Annotated in this window: 14 protein-coding genes and 1 pseudogene; 10 read left to right on the top strand and 5 right to left on the bottom strand. The window is 73.3% G+C overall.

Translation table 11 applies throughout. The annotated features are described in order from the left end of the window. The first annotated feature begins 216 nt into the window (after positions 1–216). The 4 genes from ACFVYK_RS10710 to ACFVYK_RS10725 all read left to right on the top strand — a co-directional run bounded on the left by ACFVYK_RS10710 (position 217) and on the right by ACFVYK_RS10725 (position 5,726). Positions 217–1,671, top strand: a complete 1,455-nt coding sequence (locus tag ACFVYK_RS10710) for a DUF692 family multinuclear iron-containing protein (RefSeq protein WP_389771285.1) — start codon at positions 217–219, stop codon at positions 1,669–1,671. 265 nt (positions 1,672–1,936) lie between these two features. Further along, the gene (locus ACFVYK_RS10715; protein WP_389771288.1) at positions 1,937–2,713 is read left to right on the top strand and encodes a DUF4142 domain-containing protein; all 777 of its coding nucleotides are present in this window, start codon (positions 1,937–1,939) and stop codon (positions 2,711–2,713) included. A 269-nt stretch (positions 2,714–2,982) separates the two neighbouring features. Further along, positions 2,983–3,759, top strand: a complete 777-nt coding sequence (locus ACFVYK_RS10720; RefSeq protein WP_389771291.1) for a TIGR04222 domain-containing membrane protein — start codon at positions 2,983–2,985, stop codon at positions 3,757–3,759. A gap of 317 nt (positions 3,760–4,076) precedes the next feature. Continuing rightward, on the top strand, positions 4,077–5,726 hold the full coding sequence (locus ACFVYK_RS10725) for an alpha/beta hydrolase (protein ID WP_389771293.1): 1,650 nt from the start codon (positions 4,077–4,079) through the stop codon (positions 5,724–5,726). A gap of 73 nt (positions 5,727–5,799) precedes the next feature. On the opposite strand, the gene hemQ is transcribed toward ACFVYK_RS10725, so the two are convergent. Then, complete coding sequence (hemQ, locus tag ACFVYK_RS10730; RefSeq protein WP_069767571.1) at positions 5,800–6,531, bottom strand: hydrogen peroxide-dependent heme synthase; 732 nt, start codon at positions 6,529–6,531, stop codon at positions 5,800–5,802. A 5-nt stretch (positions 6,532–6,536) separates the two neighbouring features. Then, positions 6,537–7,994 carry a protoporphyrinogen oxidase gene (gene hemG / locus ACFVYK_RS10735; RefSeq protein WP_389771295.1) on the bottom strand — a complete coding sequence of 486 codons (1,458 nt, stop codon included), beginning with the start codon at positions 7,992–7,994 and terminating at the stop codon, positions 6,537–6,539. A 169-nt stretch (positions 7,995–8,163) separates the two neighbouring features. Here hemG and ACFVYK_RS10740 point away from each other — a divergent pair, with 169 nt between their 5' ends. Next, entirely contained in the window at positions 8,164–9,288 is a 1,125-nt protein-coding gene (locus tag ACFVYK_RS10740; protein ID WP_389771297.1) for a DUF4349 domain-containing protein, read from the top strand. Between the two features lie 27 nt (positions 9,289–9,315). Then, a complete protein-coding gene (locus tag ACFVYK_RS10745) occupies positions 9,316–10,704 on the top strand; it encodes an FAD-dependent oxidoreductase (protein ID WP_389771299.1) in 1,389 nt (462 codons plus the stop codon). Between the two features lie 114 nt (positions 10,705–10,818). On the opposite strand, the gene ACFVYK_RS10750 is transcribed toward ACFVYK_RS10745, so the two are convergent. After that, the gene (locus tag ACFVYK_RS10750) at positions 10,819–11,088 is read right to left on the bottom strand and encodes a hypothetical protein (protein WP_389771301.1); all 270 of its coding nucleotides are present in this window, start codon (positions 11,086–11,088) and stop codon (positions 10,819–10,821) included. A gap of 125 nt (positions 11,089–11,213) precedes the next feature. Between ACFVYK_RS10750 and ACFVYK_RS10755 the strand changes: the two genes are divergently transcribed. Continuing rightward, entirely contained in the window at positions 11,214–12,026 is an 813-nt protein-coding gene (locus tag ACFVYK_RS10755; RefSeq protein ID WP_389771303.1) for a rhomboid family intramembrane serine protease, read from the top strand. A 123-nt stretch (positions 12,027–12,149) separates the two neighbouring features. On the opposite strand, the gene hemE is transcribed toward ACFVYK_RS10755, so the two are convergent. Then, positions 12,150–13,217 (bottom strand): uroporphyrinogen decarboxylase, encoded by a 1,068-nt coding sequence (gene hemE, locus ACFVYK_RS10760; RefSeq protein ID WP_389771305.1) that lies wholly within the window; start codon positions 13,215–13,217, stop codon positions 12,150–12,152. A 599-nt stretch (positions 13,218–13,816) separates the two neighbouring features. On the opposite strand from hemE, the gene ACFVYK_RS10765 reads away from it, so the two are divergent. The 3 genes from ACFVYK_RS10765 to ACFVYK_RS10775 all read left to right on the top strand — a co-directional run bounded on the left by ACFVYK_RS10765 (position 13,817) and on the right by ACFVYK_RS10775 (position 16,915). Continuing rightward, a complete protein-coding gene (locus ACFVYK_RS10765; protein ID WP_389771307.1) occupies positions 13,817–14,443 on the top strand; it encodes a DUF3000 domain-containing protein in 627 nt (208 codons plus the stop codon). A 242-nt stretch (positions 14,444–14,685) separates the two neighbouring features. Then, positions 14,686–15,345 (top strand): LuxR C-terminal-related transcriptional regulator, encoded by a 660-nt coding sequence (locus tag ACFVYK_RS10770; RefSeq protein WP_389771310.1) that lies wholly within the window; start codon positions 14,686–14,688, stop codon positions 15,343–15,345. Between the two features lie 283 nt (positions 15,346–15,628). Next, positions 15,629–16,915 (top strand): ribonuclease D, encoded by a 1,287-nt coding sequence (locus tag ACFVYK_RS10775; RefSeq protein WP_389771313.1) that lies wholly within the window; start codon positions 15,629–15,631, stop codon positions 16,913–16,915. A gap of 21 nt (positions 16,916–16,936) precedes the next feature. Here the strand turns inward: ACFVYK_RS10775 and ACFVYK_RS10780 are convergent. Then, a pseudogene (locus ACFVYK_RS10780) lies at positions 16,937–17,801 on the bottom strand (IS5 family transposase). Positions 17,802–17,906 lie beyond the last annotated feature (105 nt).

Below are 17,906 nucleotides of genomic sequence, written 5' to 3' on the forward strand. Positions count from 1 at the left end.
CCCTCTCCAGGCTCCCCTCTCCCCGCTTCCCTCCTCTGCCTGACTCGCCTCCTCCTGCCCTGCTCCCCTCCCCTGGCCCCTATCCCCTCCGGCGTCTGCTCCCCTCCCGCGACCGAACCTCAAATGTTGCTCTGAAGGAGTGTCCGGGGCGGTTCGGCGGCCGGTGGTGGGGCCATACCACCGTCACCACTCAGGGGTGCGAAGGAGGCGGGGACCATGATGCGACTGGGGACGGGGATCGGCTGGCGGCCGGAGATCGCGGACGCCGTGGAGCGGATGCCGGGCATCGACTGGGTCGAGGCCGTCGCCGAGAACGTCTGCCCCGGGCATCTGCCCGACTCCCTGGTGCGGCTGCGCCAGCGCGGGGTGACGGTCGTCCCGCACGGCGTCTCGCTCGGGCTCGGCGACGCGGATCGGCCCGACCGAGGGCGGCTGGCCGCCCTCGCCGAGCGGGTCGAGGCGCTGGGTTCGCCGCTGGTCACCGAGCACATCGCGTTCGTCCGCGCAGGCGGCTCCCTGACGGCGTCCCCGCGGCTGGAGGCCGGGCATCTGCTGCCCGTGTCGCGCACGCGGGACGCCCTGGACGTGCTGTGCGAGAACGTGCGCATGGCGCAGGACGCGCTGCCCGTGCCGTTGGCCGTGGAGAACATCGCCGCGCTCGTGGCGTGGCCGGGCGAGGAGATGACCGAGGGGCAGTTCCTCTACGAACTGGCCGACCGTACGGGCGTGCGGTTGCTCATCGATGTGGCCAACCTGCACACCAACCACGTCAACCGGGGCGAGGACCCGGCCAAGGCGCTCGCCGAACTGCCGCTGGAGGCCATCGCCTACGTCCATGTGGCGGGCGGCTTCGAGCGGGACGGCGTCTGGCACGACAGCCACGCCCATCCGGTGCCCCGGCCGGTCCTCGACATCCTGACCGACCTCGCGTCCCGGGTGTCTCCGCCGGGGGTGCTGCTGGAGCGGGACGACAACTTCCCCGAACCGGCGGAGCTCGAAGGGGAGTTGGCTGCGATCCGGGGGGCCGTCGAGACCGGTGGGGGCCGGCATTGCGGCGCGCGGACCGTTCCGAGCACGGAAACGCACGTCACCGCCCGGCACGAGGCGCGTCCACCGAGCCGGACACGCCCGCAGCCACACCTGCGGCCGCACCCGAAGGGGCTTTCTCGGACGCGCCCGTCCGCCGCCCACCCTCAGGCAACGTCCGACGCGGCTCCTCCCACGGATATACGCACGGCTTCCCGCCCGCACCCGGCCGCCCCCGACGAGGCCGCTCGGCAGCGTCTCGGGCTCGCCCAGACGGCCCTGCTGTCCGCCCTGGTCGCCGGGACACCGGTTCCCGAGGGTTTCGACCGGGTGCGGCTCGGTGTGCAGGCGAGGGCGCTGGCGGCGAAGCGGGCGGACGTGGTGGCCAAGGTCGCGCCGGAACTCCCGTCGATTCTCGGAAGCGGTTACCGCACCGCTTTCCTCGCGTACGCCCAAGGGCACCCGATGCGTGGCGGTTACCGGCAGGACGCCCTCGACTTCGCGGAGGGGTTGTTGCTGAGCGGTGGGTCGGCGCAAGGCTGGTCACGTCGCGAACTGCGGCGCTGGTGGCTGGACCGCTCGGGTCCCGCGCCCCGCCGGACGTCGCGCCTGGGGCAGGTGGGACGCGCGCTCATCCGGCACTGACGGCCTCGCAGCGGCCGTCCCACCCGGAATGTGCCGGGGTTAACACCGATCCCGCGCCGGACGTCCACAACGATCACGGAAACCATTGCAGCCGTTTGCCGCCCATTCACCCCGATTCTCCCGGCGCTTCCTCTCCACCCTTTGGCCTGATTTGCGCAGGATGCAACGCTTCACCCCTGTAAGGCAGTTGGAGGGACCGGCGCAGTAATATGCCAGTCCCGCACCCGAAGCGCACTAGTGTGCAGTGCCGCGAGCAGGAGGCACCATGCGCCCGCGACCCCCGATCCAGGGCAGAGGCATCTTCAGTGGCACCGGGCTCATCATCACCGGCCTGGCGGCCACCCTCGCGGCGCTGATCTTCCCCGTCTGGTCGTACTCCGGTCAGCCGACCACAAGCGCGGACGTGCTGAAGGCGGAGGCCGTGGCGACCCAGTACGGGCCGCTGTCCGCGCTGGACCAGGAGTTCATCACCAAGGTCCGGCTGGCCGGACTGTGGGAGCTGCCCGCGGGTCAGCAGGCGCAGACGAAGGGCACGACCGAGGCGGTGCGCACGGCGGGCCGGCATCTCGTGGAGGGGCACGCCTTCCTGGACCAGCGGGTGCGCACCGTCGCCTCCCAGCTGGGGCTCACACTGCCCAACGAGCCCAATGAGCAGCAGAGGGGCTGGCTGGCGGAGCTGGACGGGGCGCAGGGCCCGGAGTACGACCGCGAGTTCGCCAATATCGTGCGCGTCGCGCACGGCCGGGTGTTCACGCTCGTCGCCCAGGTGCGGGCCGGCACCCGCAACTCGCTGGTGCGCGAGCTCGCCGACGACGCCAACACCACCGTGCTGGACCACATCAAGGTCCTGGAGGCGACCGGCTACGTCGACTTCGACGCGCTCGCGCAGGAACTGGCGGCCGGCAGCACACCGTCGGCTCCCGGCTCGGCCGGATCGTCGGCCGCCTCCACCGGTCCCGGGCCCGTGGTGCCGCTCACGGCGTCGCCGTCTCCCACGTACACGCTCCCGCCGGCGGCCGCCAGCCCGCCGCCCGGCTCCTGAGCCCTCGCCCGGGTGTCCGGCCCGGGACACGGGACCCCGAGCCCATGGCAGCCCCAGGCGTGGTGACCCGCGCCGTGCCGACGCCCCAGGCATGACCCCATCCAGCCGTACGGCCCGGCCAGGCGAGCCACCACTCCGGTCCGGCGCGTCACATCACTCAGGTCACATCACTCACGCCACATCACTCACGTCACGTCGTCTGTGACGCTTTCGGTCCGGATGGTGAAAAGGCATGGCGTTTTCCGGTGCTCATGACATAGAAACGCGGCATGGTCTGGGTGTTTCTGCTGTTGTCGGCGTGGGCCGTCGCGGGCGCGGCGTGCACCCGCCTGTGCCTGGCCGCCGTCCGTGCGGCGAGCGTCGACGAGGACGCGGGCCACAGCCGTGATCTGACGTTGTACGAGGCGGCCTTTCTGTCCGGCGGCCCGCAGCGGGTGGCGGACCTGACGATGGTGTCCATGGCGCGTCAGCGTCGGCTGCTGCTGGCCCGCACCGGCTGGGCGACCGTCGTCGACCCGCGCGGGCTCGACGAGATGGAGCGGTCGGTCATCGGGGCCATCGGGCCCGGGGGCCAGTCCCGCATCGCCCCGGTCCGTGCCGCGGCGGCGGCCGCGGACGCGGTGGGCGGTATCGCCGAACGTCTCGTCAGCGCCGGTCTCGCGGTGCCCGACGGTACCCGGACGACGGTGGCGGCCGGGGTGCGTCAGGTGCGGGCCGCCGCCTTGGTCGTCCTCGCCCTGGGGGCCACCGCGCTGGTGCTCCCCGCCACCCCGGACCTGCCCCGTGACCTCGTCGCGCTCTGGTTCGCGCTACCCCTCGCACTCACCCTGAGCTGCCTGGCCATAGCGCGGGTCGAGGTGCATCCGTACTCGCGCTGGGCGTCACCGGCCGGACAGCGGCTGCTGGGCGCGCTGGCCCGGCGCGCCGCGGGCGCGGGCGACGAGCGTACGTATCTGGCGTCGGTGGCCGTGCGGGGGATCCGCGCGATCGGTGAGCCGGACCTGCGGGCCGCGTTCGCCCATCGCGAGCCGCACGGAGCCGACTAGTCACCAGGCCGGGGTCGCGGCCACGGCCGACATCGGAGCCGGAGCGGAGGCCACGGCCGAGATCGGAGCCTGAGCGAGAGGCCGGGGCCGAGATCGGAGCCGGGGCGAGAGGCCGGGGCCGAACAGGGAGCCGAGACCAGAGCCGGCCCCGGAACCGGGACCAGCCGGGGCGAGATCGGAGCCGGGCCGGGGGCGTGCTCCATCGCCGGGGGGCGCACAGGGGGCATTGGCGCCGACACCCGCCGGTGGTGCTTGCCTTCCCGTCAGGCCGAACCAACCATCCCTTGTGTCGCCGCCGTGCACCGAAGGGACACCCGATGCGAGCCGCCGCCCTCCATTCGGCCGCAGGAGCCCTGCTCCTGACCGCCCTCTCCGCCGTCCCGGCGGGTGGCGTCCCCAACGCCGACGCCCCCGGGGTGCCAGGCGCCCAGGGCCGCTTCGCCGTTTCCGGCAGGGCGCTCGCACCCGAGGCGGCGCTGAGTCCCGGGGTGGCGCTGGCCGCCGCACGGGCCGCGGTGAAGGGCGTCGACTTCGGGAGCTGCTCCGACGCGCAGGACCTGCCCGGCGCCATGCAGTGCGGAACGGTCGCCGTCCCGCTCGACTACGCGCACCCCGAGGGCCGGCAGATCAAGCTGGCCGTCAGCCGGGTGGGGGCCACCCACCGGGATCCGCACAACAGCAAGCGGCGGGTGCCCCGGCAGGGCGCGCTGGTGTTCAACCCGGGCGGTCCCGGCGGCTCCGGCCGGTACTTTCCGTTGATCGGGCTGCTGCCGGAGTGGAAGCGCATCGCCGCCGCGTACGACCTCGTCGGCTACGACCCGCGCGGCGTCGGCCGGTCGGCGCCCCTGTCCTGTCAGGACCCCAAGCGATTCCTCAAGGGCCCCTCCCCCGCACCGGTCCACCCCTCGCAGTCGTACAAGCAGGAGCGCATCGCACAGGCGAAGGCGTACGCGCGGGGCTGTGCGCAGCGGGCGGGCAGCGCCCTGCGGCACTACAACTCGCTCAACAACGCCCGTGACCTGGACGTGCTGCGGGCCGCGCTGGGCGAGGACCGGCTGACGTTCATGGGCGCGTCGTACGGCACCTACTTCGGGGCGCTGTACGCGACGCTGTTCCCCTCGCACGTGCGGCGGATGGTGTTCGACGCGGCCGTGGACCCGGATCCTGCGCAGATCTGGTACCGCAACAACCTCGGCCAGTCGGCGGCGTTCGAGAGCCGCTGGACGGACCTGCGGGAGTGGATCGCCGGGCACGACGACGTGTACGGCCTGGGCGACACGGCGGACGAGGTGCTGACCAGTTACGAGCGGGCCCGGGCCCGGCTGGCCGCGCAGCCGGCCGGCGGGAAGGTGGGGCCCGGGCAGCTGCAGGGCGCGTTTTTGCAGGCCGCGTACTACGACGACTACTGGCCCGCCCGTGCCCAGGCGCTGTCGGAATATCTGAAGGGCGATCCGAAGCAGCTGATCGCGCAGGCCGGTCCGGTGCGGGAGGGGGCCACCGAGGCGGAGAACGCCAACGCCGTGTACACGGCCGTGGAGTGCAACGACGCGCCCTGGCCGACGGACTGGAACGTGTGGGACCGCGACAACACACGGCTCGCGCGTGTCGCGCCGTTCGAGACGTGGGACAACGTGTGGGCGAACCTGCCGTGCGCCTACTGGCCGGTGCCGCGGCAGCGGCCGCTCGACGTGCGGACCGGGCCGGGCGAGCTGCCGCCGACGCTGATCCTGGCCGCCGAGCGGGACGCGGCCGCGCCGTACGCCGGGGCCCTGGAGATGCACCGGCGGCTGTCGGGCTCGGTGCTGGTGACGGAGCGGGACGCGGGCACCCACGGCATCGCGGGCGGGCCCAACCGGTGCGTCAACGGGCATCTCGACGCGTATCTGCTGGAGGGGCGGCTCCCCGCTCGGCGCGCCGCCTGCGCGGGGCGCCCGGAGCCGAAGCCGAAGCCGAGCGCTGCGCGCTGAGGCCGCCGGGGGCGGGGACGCCGCGGGCCGTGATCGGCCGGTCGCGCCGTTCCCCGCGCTCCTCGTCCGGGCGTCAGGCCAGCTCGGCGACCAGGTCGGCGACCGACTTGCGCCGGCCGGTGTAGAACGGCACTTCCTCGCGGACGTGCATGCGGGCCTCGGAGGCGCGCAGGTGGCGCATGAGGTCGACGATGCGGTACAGCTCGTCGGCCTCGAAGGCCAGGATCCACTCGTAGTCGCCGAGCGAGAACGAGGCGACGGTGTTGGCGCGGACGTCGGGGTAGCCGCGGGCCATCTTGCCGTGGTCGGCGAGCATCCGGCGGCGGTCCTCGTCGGGCAGCAGGTACCAGTCGTACGAGCGCACGAAGGGGTAGACGCTGACGTAGTCGCGGGGCGTCTCGTCGGCGAGGAACGCCGGGATGTGCGAGCGGTTGAACTCGGCGGGGCGGTGCAGCGCCATGTTCGACCACACCGGTTCCAGCGCGCGGCCCAGCCGGGTGCGGCGGAAGAGGTTGTACGCCTCCTGCAGCTGGTCGCTGGTCTCCGCGTGCCACCAGATCATCAGGTCGGCGTCGGCGCGCAGACCGGACAGGTCGTAGGTGCCGCGGATCGTCACGTCCTTGGCGGCGAGCTGGTCGAACAGCTCCTGGACCTCGTCGGCGTAGCCCGCGCGGTCCTCGGGGAGCACGTCCTTCAGCTTGAAGACGGACCACAGGGTGTAGCGGATGACCTCGTTGAGGTCCTTGGCCAGCTTGCCCTTGTTGGGGATCCTGCCGGGCTCGGTGGTGGAGGCGTCGTCACTCATGGTTCTCATTCTCCCGCTCCGCCGTGCAGACTCTGCACCGGGTCGGCCGTGAGGCGGGCCGCGGCGGTGAGGTCGCCGTCGAGCCGGGCCACCGCGGCGTGGGCGCTCGCGACGCAGGCGGGGACGCCCACGCCGTCGTAGGGTGCGCCGCACACCGCGATGCCGGGGAGCGCGGCCAGGTGCTCGCGGATGCGGGCCACGCGCGCGTGGTGGCCGACGGGGTACTGGGGCAGACCGTCCGTCCAGCGGGTGACGCGGGTTTCGAGGGGGGAGGCGGTCAGGCCGGTGGCCTCGCGCAGGTCGTGCCGGGAGACGGCGACGAGGTCGGCGTCGTCCTTGTGGAGGATCTGCGTCTCGCCGTGTCGGCCCACGGAGGTGCGCAGCACGATCGTGGCGGGATCCTGGTCGGCGATCCAGCCCCACTTCTGGGAGGCGAAGGTGGACGCCTTGATGGTGTGTCCGTCGACGGGCGGGACGAGGAAGCCGCTGCCGTCGGGCAGGGCGGTGTCGGCGCGCCGGTAGGCGAGGGTGACCAGGGCCATGGAGGCGTACTCCACCGTGCGCAGTTCGGCGGCGGCCTCGGGGGACGCCTCTGCGAGCAGGGCGGCGGCGGCCGGCGCCGGGACGGCGACCACCACGGCGTCGGCCCGCAGCTCGCGCTCCCCGGCCGTGACGTGCCAGCCGCGCGCCGGGTCACGGCGCAGTGCGGTGACCGGCGCGCGCGTGTGGATCTCGCCGCCGCGCGCCCGGACGGACGCGGCGACCGCGAGCGGCAGGGACCCGACGCCGCCGCGGATGCCCATGAACACGGGCCCGGTCTGCCGGTCGGCCGCCGCCTTGCGCTGGATCTCGCGCACGGCCTCGGTCAGCGAGGTGTGCGTGCGCGCGGCCTGGAAGAGCTGCGGGACGGCCGAGCGCATCGAGATGCGGTAGGCGTCGCCGGCGTAGACGCCGCCCAGCAGGGGTTCGACGAGGCGGTCGACGACCTCGCGGCCCACGCGCGCCGCCACGTACTCCCCGACCGCCACGTCGTCCCCGACCTCGGTGCGGGGCAGTCCGGCGTCGCGCCCGACCCGGGCGAGGCCCTCGTCGGACAGGACGCCGCGGAGGGCCGCCGCGGTGCCGGGGACGCCCATGACGTGGCCCTTGGGCATGGGGCGCAGGGCGCCGCGGGTCCAGAGGGAGGCCGTGGCGGTGGCCGGCGGCTCGAGGCGGTCGGCGAGGCCCGTCTCGCGCGCGAGGTCGACCGCCTCGGGCCGGCGGGCCAGCAGGGACTCGGCGCCGAGGTCCACGCGCACGCCGGCGATCTCGCCGGGCAGCAGCTTGCCGCCGACCCGGTCGGACGCCTCCAGCACGGTCACCCGCGCCCCGCGCCCCAGCAGCCGGTGGGCGGCGGCCAGCCCGGCGATCCCGGCTCCGACGACGACGACGTGCTGCCCGGTGCCCGTACCCGTTGCGCTCATGTCCCCCACTCTCTCAGACCCCGCTGACACTCCTGCCTGGCCCGGTGTCCGGTCCGCGTCCCGACCGTGACCTGTTCGGAACCGTTCGCGCCCAACGCCGGGGCACTCCCGGGCGTCGAAGGAACGTCAGTGGTCACGACTCTCGGGGGACACCCAGATGGACACCCAGATGCGCACACGAAGCTCCGCCCGCCCGGCTCGACGTCCCGCAGGGCGTTCCGCGCCCTCACCGCGGCCTGCCGCGCGGCCCACCCACGCGCTGGCCGTGGTCCTGCTGGCCGCGGCCCTCGCGCTCACCGGCTGCAGCGGCGCGGACGGCAAGAGCGCGGACAGCTCGGCGGGCAGGCCCGCCGCCGGAGAGGCCGCCCCCGAAGGCGCGGGGGCCGCGCAGGACGCGAAGGAGGGCGCGGGCGCGAGCGGCTCCAAGGCCACCGCGGCGCCGAAGCCCGGGCCGGTGACCGAGCGCATCATCCGCACCGCCGCGCTCACCGTCCAGGTCAAGGACGTTCCCAAGGCCCTCGCCGAGGCCCGGGCGACCACCGAGAACGCGGGCGGCTACGTCGGCGACGAGACGACCGTCCGGGACGAGGACGGCGCCGAGCACACGCGCGTGGTGCTGCGCGTCCCCGTCCAGAAGTACGACGACGTCCTGGCCGATCTGCAGGGCGCGGGCAAGCTGCTGGAGCGCACGGCGAAGGCCCAGGACGTCACCGATCAGGTCGTCGACGTCGAGAGCCGTATCGCTTCGCAGCGCGCCAGCGTCGCGCGGGTCCGCGAGCTGATGGACCGGGCCGCCAAGCTCTCGGACGTGGTCACCCTGGAGGGCGAGCTGAGCAGGCGGGAGTCCGATCTGGAGGCGCTGCTCGCGCAGCAGGCGTCCCTGAAGGACCGCACGAGCCTGGCGACGGTCACGCTGACGTTGACCGGGAAGCCGGTCGCGCCGGACGTCGCCGCCGACGACGATCCGGGGTTCGTGGACGCGCTCGCGGGCGGCTGGGACGCGTTCGTGACGACGCTGCGCTGGATCGCCGTCGTGTTCGGCGCGTTGCTGCCGTTCCTCGCGGCGGCCACCGTGCTCGTGCTGGCCTGGCTGCGGCTGGTGCGCCCGCGGCGGCGGGCGGCACGGGCCGCAGCGTCCGGCGCGCCCGCCTGGCCCGCAACGCCCGTCGCCACCGGCACCCCCGCCGCGCGCACCGCGACCGGGGCTCCGATCCCACACGTCGCACCCAGCGCACCCGGCGCGCCCGGCGAGTCCGGCGCGCCCCACGCGGGAGGGCAGCCCGGGCAGGACTGAACTGGGGGTCCCCCGTAGCGTGTTCGCATGAGCATCGAACGACTGGTCGTGATCGGCGGGGACGCCGCGGGCATGTCCGCGGCGTCCCAGGCCCGCCGGCTGAAAGGGCCCGAGGAGCTGGAGATCGTGGCCTTCGAGCGCGGCCACTTCACCTCCTACTCGGCGTGCGGCATCCCGTACTGGGTGGGCGGTGAGGTCGGCTCGCGGGACGATCTGGTCGCCCGCACGCCGCAGGAGCACCGCGCGCGCGGGATCGACCTGCGGCTGCGCACCGAGGTCGTGGAGATCGACGTGCCGGGGCGGCGGGTACGCGCGCGTGAGGTGGAGTCCGGAGCCGAGTCCTGGACGTCGTACGACAAGCTCGTCATCGCGACCGGGGCGCGCCCGATCCGGCCGGACATGCCGGGCGCGGACGCGGCGGGCGTGCACGGGGTGCAGACGCTGGACGACGGGCAGGCGCTGCTGGACACGCTGGCCCGCGCGCGGGGCGAGCGGGCCGTGGTCGTGGGCGCCGGTTACATCGGCGTGGAAATGGCCGAGGCGCTCATCAACCGCGGTTACGAGGTGACGGTCGTCAACCGGGGCAGCGAGCCGATGTCGACGCTCGACCCGGACATGGGCCGCCTGGTGCACCGGGCCATGGAGGGCATGGGCATCACCATGGTCAACGAGGCCGAGGTCACCGAGGTCCGCACCGGCGGGGACGGCCGCGTCCGGTCGGTACGGACCGCGGACGCCGAGTATCCGGCGGACGTGGTGGTGCTGGGCATCGGCGTCCGCCCGGAGACCGGGCTCGCGCAGGCCGCCGGGCTGCCGGTGGGCGTGCACGGCGGGCTGCTCACCGACCTGGCGATGCGGGTGCGCGGCCCGCTCGCCGACGGGCGGATCTGGGCCGGCGGCGACTGCGTCGAGGTCCTCGACCTGGTCTCCGGCCAGGAACGGCACATCGCGCTGGGCACCCACGCCAACAAGCACGGCCAGGTCATCGGCGCCAACGTCGGGGGCGGGTACGCCACGTTCCCCGGCGTGGTGGGCACGGCCGTCAGCAAGGTCTGCGACCTGGAGATCGCCCGCACGGGCCTGCGGGAGAAGGACGCGCACCGGGCCGGCCTGCAGTTCGAGTCGGTCACCATCGAGTCCACCAGCCGCGCCGGCTACTACCCGGGCGCCTCTCCCATGACGGTGAAGATGATCGCCGAGCGCCGGACGGGCCGTCTGCTGGGGGTGCAGATCGTCGGCCGGGAGGGCGCGGCCAAACGCGTCGACGTCGCGGCCGTCGCGCTGACGGCCCGCATGACGGTCGGGGAGATGACGGCCCTGGACCTCGGGTACGCGCCGCCGTTCAGCCCCGTGTGGGACCCGGTGCTGGTGGCGGCCAGGAAGGCCACCGCGAAGGTGCACGGCGGCACGCTTTAGGGGCGAGCGCGGGACGTCGTGCGGGCGGCCGCCGCACCCTCGCGGCCGCCCCACGTCCGCGCCCGTGGCGCCTCGTGGGGCGGTCGAACGGTTCCGTGCGCCTCGCGGGGGCCGTCAGGCGGTCCCGCTCAGGCGCGGCAGCGCGGAGACCGGCGCGGCGGCGGGCTGCTCCGCGGGCTTCGCGTGCGCGGCGACGGCCGGCCGCGTTCGCAACCGGTTGCTGACGGCTTCGTCCAGGGTCACCGGGCGCTGCATCTGTGAAGCGAGCCGCCCGGCCTCCTGGCCGAGTCGTGCCACGTCCTCCCAGGGCAGCCGGATCACCAGGGAGATCTCCGCCTCGCCGTCCGGGGTGGCGTGCATGGGGGGAGTAACTCGGTCGTTCATCGCCTGTTCCTCACGTCGTCCCCGCGACCCGCCTTCCTCGTGCCGCGAGCGGTTGCCGGTTCATACGCGGCCGTGGCCGCACCCGTTCACCGATTCGCCGAACGGATCGGGGGCACTACTTCCTTGTGGTCATCCCCGTACATGACGTGAACCCTGTGCGCCGAACCCCGGTGGTGACGTACGCGCTGATCGCCGCGAACGTCCTCGTGTTCCTGTTCATGCCCGGTCTGTCCGGGTCCGTGGCGGGCGACAGCAGTCTGGCCAAGTCGTGCCATCTGCACGCCTTCCTGGAGCATTACGCGGCCGTGCCGAGGGAGTTGATCCACCATCAGCTCCCGCAGCTGGTGCCCACCGGCGAGGTGCGCGGCGCCGGCTGTCAGCTGGGCCCGCCCGGCTACGCCAAGTCGCCGGCGCTGAGCGTGTTCACCGCGATGTTCCTGCACGGCGGTTGGCTGCATCTGCTGGGCAACATGTTGTTTCTGCTCATTTTCGGAAACAACACCGAGGACCGCATGGGGCATGTGCGCTTCGCGCTCTTCTACGTGGTCTGCGGGTATGCGGCTTCGTACGGTTTCGCGCTGTTCAACACCGACTCCACCGACCCGTTGATCGGCGCTTCGGGGGCGATCGCGGGGGTGCTGGGGGCCTACCTGGTGCTCTATCCGAAGGCCAGGGTGTGGGTGCTCGTCCCGTTCCTGGTGTTCCTGCCGCTGCGGCTGCCGGCCTGGCTGGTGCTGGGCTTCTGGTTCGCGCTGCAGGCGGTGTACTCCTCCGGCGAGGGCGTCTCCGGCGCGGGCACGGTGGCGTACGCGGCGCACGTGGTCGGCTTCCTCGCCGGCATGCTGCTCGCCTGGCCGCTCAAGCCGGGCACGCCCCCGCCGCCGGAGCCGCGCGGCCTGCTGTTCGGCAGGCGGGCGCGCCCCCGGCACACCTGGTGACCCCGGGACGCCTGCCGGCCTCGTCCTCCTGCCGGGTCGGTGGTCGCGTGACCCGGTGCGCCCGACGGCCGGGCGCACCGCGGGACCGGACGGGCCCGGTGCAGTGAGGATGAGTCCGGCGACTCAGCGGGCCGTCTGCGTGTGGACGTACTCCACCAGGCGGGTCAGCGCGTCCGGGTCGGTGGACGGCATGACGCCGTGGCCGAGGTTGAAGACGTGGCCCTCCAGTCCGGCGGCCGCGTCGAGGACCTCTCGGGCCTTGGTCTCGACGGCCTCCGCGCCGGCGAACAGGACGGTGGGGTCGAGGTTGCCCTGGAGCGCCTTACCGGGGCCGATCCGGCGCACGGCCTCGTCGAGCGGGACCCGCCAGTCGACGCCGACGACGTCCGCGCCGGCCTCGCCCATCAGCTTCAGCAGCTCGCCGGTGCCCACGCCGAAGTGGATGCGCGGGACGCCGTAGCCCTCGACCGCGCGGAAGACCTTCGCGGAGGCGGGCAGCACCGAGCGGCGGTAGTCGGCGGGCGCGAGGGCGCCTGCCCAGGAGTCGAAGAGCTGTACGGCGCTCGCGCCCGCCTCGATCTGCACCTCCAGGAAGGCGGCCGTGATCTCCGCGAGGCGGTCGAGCAGGTCGGCCCACAGCTCGGGGTCGCCGTACATCATCGCCTTGGCGTTCTCGTACGTGCGCGACGGACCGCCCTCGACCAGGTAGCTCGCCAGGGTGAACGGAGCGCCCGCGAAGCCGATGAGGGGGGTGGCGCCGAGCTCGGCCGTCAGCAGGCCGATGGCCTCGGTGACGTAGGAGACGTCCTCGGGCGTGAGGTCGCGCAGCTGGGCGAGGTCGGCGCGGGTGCGGATCGGGCGTTCGACGACGGGACCGACGCCCGGCTTGATGTCGAGGTCGATGCCGATGGCCTTGAGCGGGACGACGATGTCGCTGAAGTAGATCGCCGCGTCCACGTCGTGCCGGCGCACCGGCTGCAGGGTGATCTCGGTGACCAGCTCGGGCCGCATGCAGGACTCGAGCATTCCGACGCCCTCGCGGACCTTGCGGTACTCCGGCAGCGAGCGCCCCGCCTGCCGCATGAACCACACGGGCGTGTGCGGCACGGGCTCACGCCTGCACGCCTTCAGGAAGGCACTGTCGTACGTCGCTGTCGGCTGCCGGCCCGCGGGGCTCTCGTTCGCGCTCACGACGGCAAGTCTCGCACGGCGCCGCAGGCGGTCCGGCCGACCCCCGCGCCGTCGACGTCACACCCCGCGCGATGCCCGTGGCGCGCCCGCCCGCGTCCCGGCCATGTCTCTCCGGCACCCCATGCACGCGTCTCCCGTGCCTCTTCCGTGCCGCTCCAGCACCTCTTCCGTGCCCCTCTCGCACCTCTTCCGTGCCTCTTCCGTGCCCCTCCCGCACCTCTTCCGCGCTTCCTCCGTGCGTCTCTCGTGCCCCTTCCGTGCACCTCCCGCACCTCTTCCGCGCTTCATCCGTGCGGCTTCCGTGCCTTCGGCCCGCCTCTCCCAGGCTGTTCTGTGCCTCTTTCGGGCCCCCTCCCGGACTCCCCCGCTCCCCGGTCCTCCCCCTCGCCCGCTCCCCCCTGGCCGTCAGCGGGCCTTCCGCGGCCCGCGCGTCCCTCTTCCGTGGCGCCGCGGGCGGCTCGTTCCGTGCGCCTGTTCGCCCAACGCGCACCCGTCCGTGAGCCGTGCACGGGTGTCTTGCCCTGCACGAAGGGCCCGTTCCCCTTAACCTTCCCCGCATGGCTGCGGCTCAGGGACGACTGTCGGACGGCGCTGGCGGGATGGATGACGGGAACGAGGGGGACCGGGACAAGAGCACATCGGCTCCGCCGCCCTTCCGGGCCGCCGTCGACGCGCTGAGGGCGGCCCGGCTGCGGCCGCAGATCGAGGTCGAGGTGACGCCGGCCCCGAAGCGGCTCGCCCCGTTCGCCCACGCGCTGGAGGCGACGGTCGTGGACGGCGATCAGGACCTGGCCGACGGCCGGCTGGTGCTGCTCCACGACCCGGACGGGCACGACGCCTGGCGCGGAACCTTCCGGCTGGTGACCCTCGTGCGGGCCGAACTGGAGCCGGAGATGGCAGCCGATCCGCTGCTGCCGGAGGTGTGCTGGTCGTGGCTGACCGGCGCGCTCCAGGCGCGCGGGCTGACGTACGGGGAGCCGAGCGGGACCGTCACGCGCGCGAGTTCGCACTACTTCGGCGGGCTCGGGGAGCGCCCGGCGACCTCGCAGATCGAGATCCGCGCCTCCTGGACGCCGTGCGAGGGGCTGGGCGGGGCGCCGGACGCCGGGGCGCACCTGACGGCCTGGTGCGATCTGCTGGCGCAGGTGGCGGGGCTACCGCCGGCCGGACCGGGGGACGCGTCGGTGGTGACGTTGCCGCAGCGCAGGGGGCCACACTCACGTTGACCATCTCTTTGTCGATACGACCATTTTCGGTCCCGTAAGACACCCACTTAAACCGACTCGATCTTCGGATGATCGATCGCGTGTCCGAATTGCACGTATTGTTACTCACTAGATCGTGATCATTCTCTAAAGGACCACGGGTTCGCTGCCGAAGACGACTGTGACCTTGAAAGCACGGTTCGTCCCGGCTTCCTCCCCGCAAGCCCCACGAGCCGGCCCCCGTCCCCCATCCAGGAGGCCTGGTGTCCGTTCTCCTCGAGCAGCCCGCAAGCCTGGTCGCCTACCGCCCGAACAAGCCCACCGCCATGGTGGTCGTGGCCGACCCGCGCGTCCGCTCCACCGTCACCCGCCATCTGTGGGCGCTCGGTGTGCGCGACGTCATCGAGGCCTCGTCCATCGCGGAGGCTCGTCCCCGCATCGGCAACCCCCGCGACATCTGCGTCGCCGACGTCCACCTGCCCGACGGCTCCGGCCTCACCCTCTTGTCGGAGACCCGTGCCGCGGGCTGGCCCAACGGGCTCGCCCTGTCCGCCGCCGACGACATCGGCGCCGTGCGCAACGCCCTCGCGGGCGGCGTCAAGGGTTACGTCGTCACCGGCACCCGCACCAACCTCGGCCTCCCCGGCCGGCCCGGTGCGGCCCCCCTCGGCTCCGCCGCCCGTATGCACCGCCGCCCCCCGGGCGCCCCGAGCCACCCGGGCGGCTACCGCGAGCTCTCCGGCCGTGAGGTCGAGGTGCTCCGGTTGGTCGCGGAGGGCCAGTCGAACAAGGCCATCGGCGTCTCGATGGGCCTGTCCGCACTGACCGTCAAGAGCCACCTCGCCCGCATCGCCCGCAAGCTCGGCACGGGCGACCGGGCCGGGATGGTCGCGGTGGCCCTGCGGACCGGCATCATCCACTGACCGCGGCCGCCCGTCGCCCGCCCCTCCCCCGTCGCCCGCCCCTCTCCCGTCGCCCGTCCCCCTCGCCTGCCGCCCGCCCGCGCTCGGCTGACGTCCGTCCCTGTTGGTCGTCCGCCGTCCCTGTCGGCGCTCGCTCCTCGGCCCCGGACCGTCGCTGATCGGCTGTCGTCCGTCGGCCGTCCGCGCCGATCATTCACCGACCTGACTGGTTTACGACCCTCCGGCACCCGCCGACGGAACGTTCCGTCGGCGGGTGCCGTCCATACACGGATACCCTTGACAGGTGACCGACGCCCAAGAAACCGCAGCAGCCAGTTCACTGCGAACCACCGGAGGCGCCCCTCCGGACGACGGCGGATCTACTGCTTCCGGGGCGCCGACACCTCTGCTCGAACCGCGCGAGGGCATTCCGCCCGTGATCGCCGACGAGGCCTCCCTCGCCGAGGTGATCGCCGCCTTCGCCGCCGGCTCCGGCCCCGTCGCCGTCGACGCCGAGCGCGCCTCCGGCTACCGCTACGGCCAGCGCGCCTACCTCGTCCAGCTGCGCCGCGAGGGCGCGGGGAGCGCGCTGATCGACCCCGCGGCCTGTCCCGACCTGTCCGCGCTCGGCGACGCCCTGTCCGACGTGGAGTGGGTGCTGCACGCGGCCACCCAGGACCTGCCGTGTCTGCGCGAGATAGGCATGATGCCGACGCGGTTGTTCGACACCGAGCTGGCCGGACGGCTCGCCGGTTTCCCGCGGGTCGGCCTCGGCGCGATGGTCGAGGGCGTGCTGGGCTTCGTGCTGGAGAAGGGCCACTCCGCGGTGGACTGGTCGACCCGGCCGCTGCCCGAGCCCTGGCTGCGCTACGCGGCCCTGGACGTCGAACTCCTCGTCGAGCTGCGCGACGCGCTGGAGAAGGAGCTCGACCGGCAGGGCAAGCTGGAGTGGGCCCGCCAGGAGTTCGACGCGATCGCCTCCGCCCCGCCGCCCGAGCCCCGCAAGGACCCGTGGCGTCGCACCTCCGGCATGCACAAGGTGCGCCGGCGGCGGCAGCTGGGCGTGGTGCGGGAACTGTGGCAGACACGGGACCAGATCGCCCAGCGCCGGGACGTCTCGCCGGGCAAGGTCCTGTCCGACGCGGCCATCGTGGAGGCCGCGCTCGCCCTTCCGGTGAACGTGCACGCGCTCGCCGCGCTGACCGGGTTCGGACACCGCATGGGACGGCGGCAGCTGGAGCAGTGGCAGGGGGCCGTCGACCGGGCCAGGGCGCTGAGCGAGTCGCAGCTGCCGCAGCCGGGCCAACAGGTGGCGGGGCCCCCGCCGCCACGCGCCTGGGCCGACAAGGACCCCGCGGCGGCGGCCCGGCTGTCCGCGGCGCGGACCGCCGTGTCCGCGCTGGCCGAGGAACTGAACATGCCTCAGGAGAATTTGATCGCTCCGGACGCGGTGCGGCGCCTGTGCTGGGAGCCGCCGGCCGCCGACCGGGAAGCGGTGGCCGACGCGCTGGCCGGATTCGGGGCGCGGCCGTGGCAGGTGGAGCAGGTCGCGCCGATCCTCGCCGCTGCGCTGTCCGAACCCGCCGCCTAGGGTCTGTGGCGAAAGTGCTGGTCAAAGCCACTCGTTGATGGCTGCGACCAGCACTGTCGCCTCGTAACGTACGGCCAACTTGTCGTATCTCGTGGCCACCGCGCGGTGCCGTTTCAGCCGGTTGATCCCGCATTCCACCGCGTGGCGCTCCTTGTAGTCCTCCTTGTCGAAGGCCGGCGGCCGGCCGCCTCGGGAGCCGAGCTTCCTGCGGTTGCGGACCTGGTCGGCCTTCTCCGGAATGGTGCATCCGATCCCGCGTCTGCGCAGGTAGAAGCGGTTCGCGCGCGAGCCGTAGGCCTTGTCCGCACGGACCCTGTCAGGTCTCGTCCGTGGCCGCCCCAGCCCGATACGCGGGACGCGGATACGCTCGAGGACGGGCTGGAACTGCGGGCTGTCATGCCAGTGCCCAGCGGTGATCAGCAGCGACAGCGGCTTCTGCCCCCGCTCGGTCGCGAGGTGGATCTTCGTGCTCAGGCCGCCTCGGGAGCGTCCGAGGCCATGGTCGTCCGGCTCGGTGTCGATCCCGCCGGGCGGCTCGCGCTGCAGATCCCCTTTTTACGCGCACCGGCGGCGTGCTGTTGGGCACGGCAGACAGTCGAGTCCACGCTCACGTCCCAGGTGATCAGACCCTGCGCGTCGGCCTGGGCCTGCAGTTGCTCCAGGATCCGCTTCCAGGTCCCGTCGCGCTGCCAGCGGCGTAGATCCGGTCCCACGGGCCGTACCGCTCGGGGACGTCCCGCCACGGGGTACCCGGACGGGTGCACCACCGTATCCCGTCGATCAGCTGCCGACGTGTCCACGTCCGCGGCCTGCCCGCCTTCTTCCCCACCGGCAGCAACGGCTCCAGCCGAGCCCACTGCCGGTCTGTCAGATCCCCTCGCGCCACACCATGATCATCGCAATTCAAGATCCACTTTCGCAACAGACCCTAGCCGCCTAGGGTCTGTTGCGAAAGTGGATCTTGTTCGTTGATGATCATGTCTTGTGGGAC

The sequence above is a fragment of the Streptomyces sp. NPDC058291 genome (assembly GCF_042880855.1).
Lineage (GTDB): Bacteria > Actinomycetota > Actinomycetes > Streptomycetales > Streptomycetaceae > Streptomyces.

Coding starts and splice junctions, on each gene's coding strand:
- hemG (WP_389771295.1), bottom strand. CDS start 7,994: ATGAGCGCAACGGGTACGGGCACCGGGCAGCACGTCGTCGTCGTCGGA.
- ACFVYK_RS10740 (WP_389771297.1), top strand. CDS start 8,164: ATGCGCACACGAAGCTCCGCCCGCCCGGCTCGACGTCCCGCAGGGCGT.
- hemQ (WP_069767571.1), bottom strand. CDS start 6,531: ATGAGTGACGACGCCTCCACCACCGAGCCCGGCAGGATCCCCAACAAG.
- ACFVYK_RS10720 (WP_389771291.1), top strand. CDS start 2,983: ATGGTCTGGGTGTTTCTGCTGTTGTCGGCGTGGGCCGTCGCGGGCGCG.
- ACFVYK_RS10750 (WP_389771301.1), bottom strand. CDS start 11,088: ATGAACGACCGAGTTACTCCCCCCATGCACGCCACCCCGGACGGCGAG.
- ACFVYK_RS10725 (WP_389771293.1), top strand. CDS start 4,077: ATGCGAGCCGCCGCCCTCCATTCGGCCGCAGGAGCCCTGCTCCTGACC.
- ACFVYK_RS10715 (WP_389771288.1), top strand. CDS start 1,937: ATGCGCCCGCGACCCCCGATCCAGGGCAGAGGCATCTTCAGTGGCACC.
- ACFVYK_RS10745 (WP_389771299.1), top strand. CDS start 9,316: ATGAGCATCGAACGACTGGTCGTGATCGGCGGGGACGCCGCGGGCATG.
- ACFVYK_RS10765 (WP_389771307.1), top strand. CDS start 13,817: ATGGATGACGGGAACGAGGGGGACCGGGACAAGAGCACATCGGCTCCG.
- ACFVYK_RS10710 (WP_389771285.1), top strand. CDS start 217: ATGATGCGACTGGGGACGGGGATCGGCTGGCGGCCGGAGATCGCGGAC.